The organism is Rahnella sp. Larv3_ips (assembly GCF_003697865.1).
Classification (GTDB): Bacteria; Pseudomonadota; Gammaproteobacteria; order Enterobacterales; family Enterobacteriaceae; genus Rahnella; species Rahnella rivi.
On the sequence record NZ_MJIB01000008.1, the window covers coordinates 9,286 to 13,773 of the forward strand.

A 4,488-nucleotide genomic window follows, 5' to 3' on the forward strand; every position below is an offset into this window, starting at 1 on the left:
AATGTGCGCCAGGTCTTCGACGCTGCGCCCCGTATCGCGAGCCAGCCCGATGTATTTTGCGTTACTCATGAGGGAGCCTGCGTTTTGCCGCCGCCCGTCTGGACACCGCCGTGTTGATGGGTATGCACAACAACGCCGTTTGACGTGATGCTGCCGCCGCTGTGCGTGAGGTTGCCTGTCATGGTGCCGCCCTGTTTAATTTCGATAGTGCCGGTGGTGAGTTTTTTCGTGCAGACCACCTCCGGCGTGTCGAGCGTGATGCGGGTTTTCGCCGTGCAGGTGATTAGTGGGGCGGTGACAGCCACCTTATCGGCAGCGTTCACCGTGGCTGATTTAATGCCGGTTGCCAGCAGCGCGCCGGTTTTGGGTTCGTACTCGATCACCGCGCCGTCAGGGAAAGTAACGTGTACGGCATCCGCCGAGGCGGACGGGGCGGGAAATTCATCAGAGAAAACGCCGGGCATCACAAAGGCGGTGTCCAGCTCGCCGCCCAGGCAGAACAGCAGAACCTGTTCACCGGCGGACGGTGCCCACCAGGAACGGGAACGCCCCGCGCGGGAAGTTATCCAGTGCAGCCAGTCGGTGACGTTGCCGCCGGTGTTCACGCGACAGGTGCCCGCAACTAAATCCACCTCGGCAACGGTGCCAATGCGGATCAGATTGCGCAGCAGGCGCGGAATGTCGTGTTTCGGAATGGATGTATTCATGAATAAAAGAATGCCGCCCTGTCAGGCAGCATACAATTTGAGGCGGGTTGATAGCGGGTGGCACAACGTGGGGATCACTGACTGAAGAGTATTAGCTCAGACTTGATCTGACAGTCTGGTTTGAGCGAAGAGCGGACATACCACCACATCATGCATTTGTGCCGAAAGTAACTTTTGCTATTTGTAGTCTCTAAGTGCCAGCCGGAGATGATGAGCGATAAAGTCGGCTTTAAGAGTACTATAGAGAGGAATATTATCCTCACTTGCCAGTGCTGCAGCATGCTTTATCTCAGCATACTCATCAGCTTCTTTCTTGTTTTTTCTCAAATAATCGCGGAACGCCAGATGTTTTACTATTTGAGGATTGCCTACACCAAAAGCATGAACGTGATGACTACGGTGCTCTTCTCCTTTAGTGAAATATCTTCGATTTGAAATTCCATTTTCACCACGAACGTAGTATCCGGCACGCTCCATTGCAAAGTTTAATTTATCCAGCTCATCCAGATCATATACCTCCAGCAATATATCTATGATTGGTTTTGCTGATAGCCCCGGTATAGACGTACTGCCAATATGATGAACCTGTGAAATTACCTTCCCCAGCGTGTTCTGTAATAAGCCCCTTTCAGCCTCATATCGGGTATGCCATTGCTCTTCATACTCCACAACAATGATCCTACGCATTTTTTACTCCGGTTAACTTCTTTGAGGTTTTACTAAACCATCATTTATGTTGATAGCATGATTTGATGTCCGCTTCTGGCACACAGCAGACAAACACGTAAAGCTGAAGGTCTGCTGAGAGCGAGGAGCGGAAGTTCAGAATAGTCATCGCCATTGATAATGCTCTACTCACCTTCCCGTGTGTTAACCGACAGAGAGCGAGGCCGGCGCTCAAGCCTTCCCCTTAGAAGATATCGGCATGCCCATTTCAAGCGCACGCACCTCAAAACCAAACTCCTCATACAAGCGGATTGCTGCCTTGTTGAAATGCCAAACAGCCAGTCGGAGTTCCTGCGCGTTACGTGCCAGAGCCCATTCACGCACTCTGTTCATCAATACTTTACCCACTCCTTGCCCTCTGTATATTTCAAGAACACATATTGAGCAAATCCTACAACCAGGGACTGGCTTCAGAAGTGGACTTGTTGGTATTGATATGTTCGCTGCAATAAACCCAATGGGAAGAGAGTTATGCCGGGCTATAAACGCAACATGATCATCAGTTTCGATAAATTCCATCCAATGGGGTTCATCTGCTCCCTCATTCAAAGTCACATCAGCATAAATATCTGGGCGCGCTTTATGATGGATGATATTGAGCTCGCGAGCCAAATCACTAATGATCGCAAGATCAGAACGTATTGCTTCTCGAATACTGAGTTCCATATCCAAATTTTTTATCTCCAATGAGGATCCTCGACCGAGCCTGTCAGCCAGTCGGATTAATTATAAAATCAGTTACGACGAGGATGCATTACAGAAAATTTGCACTTTTCGTTGAGTCCTGTGGACCTGGATTGCATTGTTCTTTTGTTCCTGGGAGATAAAAAGTGCCATTCTCAGCAGGATCCGTTCCTCCTGGGCATCCTGCCCTACCTTGTGAATTATCTGAACTGCCGCCGTCAGAACCCCTTCCTCCGTCTGCACCTGGTTTACCAGGTTGTGACATAGACCCACCGTTTCCACCATCCGCCCCCTTACCTCCCGCACCACCATCTGCAGCACCCACAGAAAAAGCGACAAGCGCGAAAATACACACAAAAAAGTGTTTATCCATATATACATCTCCATTATTGAATAGACTCATGCTGGCCACATGAATTTTCTAAAATATCCGTTGAATCTGCTCTCATCAATTAAAATATCGTGATGTATATAATGTCCGCTGTTGGTACAGAGCCGCCTGTCAAACCAGGTTTAGCTCTGTGCCACAGATGTTTTAGATGAAGTCTGAGCTAATACGCATGAGCAATTCATCTTCCACAATTTTCAAGTCTTCGGCGTCCATTCCCAGCAGCGGGCGCGCCGAATACCGCACTTCCTCCGCCCTGACCGACGGGCGATCCCGCAGCCCGTACTGATGCACCTTCGCCATGCGCTGAACCTGGCCGGTGAATTCCACCACCGCGTCCCTGTCCGTGCCTTTGGCCTTCATGTATTTGGCCGTGCGCAGTTTGGCGAACATCTCCCGTTTAATGCGGCCTTTCTTATCCCGTAAAGGCGGTGACTGACGCGGGGCGAACGGCTGCCCCTCCGGCGTGACCTGCCGCTTAATGCGCTGTTGCTGATGTTTGCGCAGACGCTTTGCTATGGTGGCGGCCATCGCCTTACGGCTCTGCGGAGACAGTGCCTCAATCAGCCCCGCCAGGCGGGTATCAAACGCGGTCAGCTCACTCATGCCACTGACTCACTAACTCGCCGTGCAGGTACAGTTCACACGGCCTTTCCACCGGCTCCGGCAGCGGCGGTTCAGGAAAATGTTCCACGTGCAGACCGGCGTCAATCTGTTTAACGATCACGCGCTCGGTCAGTTGCAAATAAACGGCAATATCGCAGCTGCCATCGTTGAGCATGTCGGCCTTAAACTTAAAGCCGCTCTGCTGCTTTTCCGGCGTCGCCATGATGTCCGGCTGATGCTCGCGCAGCCAGGCCAGAATGGGCACCATGACCAGATCGCTGTCCTGTGTAAAGTCGGTGATCAGCAGCTCGACCTGGTACTGATATTCGAACGACAGAGAACTGGCTAACGTGGAAACGATGCGCCCGTTATCCACAAACATCCGCAGCTGGTCTGGGCTGGTTTGCAGCACCGGCACGGCGTCAGTCAGGGCTTTTCGTAGCTGTGCGGGTTTTAACACGGTGTTTCTCCTGGCATTGTTTGACCGCTTCCACCTGGAGGCCGCAGGCGGTTAGCGCGGCCTCCAGGTTTCTGACATCACTGCTTAAATCGCCGTTAGTGGCGGGTGAGCTTGCCGGTATCTGACAGCTCGTCACCGCCGGACAGCCAACGTAAATAATCTGCGGCGCTGGCGAAGGCGGGACGGGCGTGCATCCGGCCAATGCCGTCAGGCAGGCGAGCGCTATACCAATCACGCATTTCCTGATTTTCATTGATTAACCTTTGAATTGTGTATTCCCGATCCCGCGCCCGCTGACCGGCCTGCGTGAGCTGGGTGCGCAGGCTTTGCTCCTGGCGTTCCCGCGTCACGGCGTCTTCATTCAGGCGGTGAATGGCGTTATCGCGGCTTTCGATACCGGCGGACAGCGTGCCGATGATCCGCTGCGCCTGGTCTGCCTTATCAGTCAGGCCGCCAATACGCCAGGTTTGCAGCCCCGCCAGCGCGCAGGCTGCCAGCAGTAATAAAATTAAAACGCGCATCAGACACCCCGCAGGCAGTAGGCCAGCTCATTCGCGCGGCGGCGTTCCAGTCCGGTGAGGCGGACACCGCTCACAAACACCCAGCGCGGCAGCTGTTCGCAGGCTTTTCGCCATTCGCCCTTGTTGATGAAAAACGCCAGGGTGGATTTACACGCCGCCGTCACGCCGACGTTGAAGGCAAAGGACACCACGGCGTCGTACACCGGCTGCGGCATGGCAACCGGCATACATCGGGCAATGCCTTTCTCCACCCGCATCACGTCTTCCACCAGATTCACGGCGGCCTGACGTTCGCTGATGTGCGTCTGCGGCTTCACGCCCGCCGTGTGCCCGATGCCGTTTGTCCAGACGCCCGCGCTGCACTGGTACGCCGACAGGCGGCAGCCTTCAAAATCA

At 53.6% G+C, this 4,488-nt stretch carries 9 protein-coding genes; all 9 read right to left on the reverse strand.

Translation table 11 applies throughout. The annotated features are described in order from the left end of the window. Positions 1-65: 65 nt before the first annotated feature. Positions 66-707, reverse strand: a complete 642-nt coding sequence (locus ED901_RS13260; RefSeq protein WP_122096186.1) for a phage baseplate assembly protein V — start codon at positions 705-707, stop codon at positions 66-68. 177 nt (positions 708-884) lie between these two features. Next, positions 885-1,394 (reverse strand): GrpB family protein, encoded by a 510-nt coding sequence (locus ED901_RS13265; protein ID WP_122096187.1) that lies wholly within the window; start codon positions 1,392-1,394, stop codon positions 885-887. Positions 1,395-1,604: 210 nt separating this feature from the next. Further along, a complete protein-coding gene (locus ED901_RS13270) occupies positions 1,605-2,099 on the reverse strand; it encodes a GNAT family N-acetyltransferase (RefSeq protein ID WP_161138364.1) in 495 nt (164 codons plus the stop codon). A gap of 88 nt (positions 2,100-2,187) precedes the next feature. Beyond that, complete coding sequence (locus tag ED901_RS13275) at positions 2,188-2,490, reverse strand: hypothetical protein (RefSeq protein ID WP_122096188.1); 303 nt, start codon at positions 2,488-2,490, stop codon at positions 2,188-2,190. A 162-nt stretch (positions 2,491-2,652) separates the two neighbouring features. Then, positions 2,653-3,111, reverse strand: a complete 459-nt coding sequence (locus ED901_RS13280) for a phage virion morphogenesis protein (protein WP_122096189.1) — start codon at positions 3,109-3,111, stop codon at positions 2,653-2,655. Then, positions 3,104-3,571 (reverse strand): phage tail protein, encoded by a 468-nt coding sequence (locus ED901_RS13285; RefSeq protein ID WP_122096190.1) that lies wholly within the window; start codon positions 3,569-3,571, stop codon positions 3,104-3,106. The genes ED901_RS13280 and ED901_RS13285 overlap by 8 nt, the downstream gene beginning before the upstream one ends. Next, positions 3,534-3,773, reverse strand: coding sequence for an Rz1-like lysis system protein LysC (gene lysC, locus ED901_RS25410; RefSeq protein WP_240993930.1), 240 nt, complete (start codon positions 3,771-3,773; stop codon positions 3,534-3,536). The genes ED901_RS13285 and lysC overlap by 38 nt, the downstream gene beginning before the upstream one ends. Continuing rightward, a complete protein-coding gene (lysB, locus tag ED901_RS13295) occupies positions 3,667-4,092 on the reverse strand; it encodes an Rz-like lysis system protein LysB (RefSeq protein ID WP_122096192.1) in 426 nt (141 codons plus the stop codon). Before lysB ends, lysC begins: the two co-directional genes overlap by 107 nt. Continuing rightward, positions 4,092-4,488 (reverse strand): lysozyme (locus ED901_RS13300; protein ID WP_240993931.1); only part of this gene is annotated, 397 nt, incomplete at its 5' end. The genes ED901_RS13300 and lysB, both read right to left, overlap by 1 nt.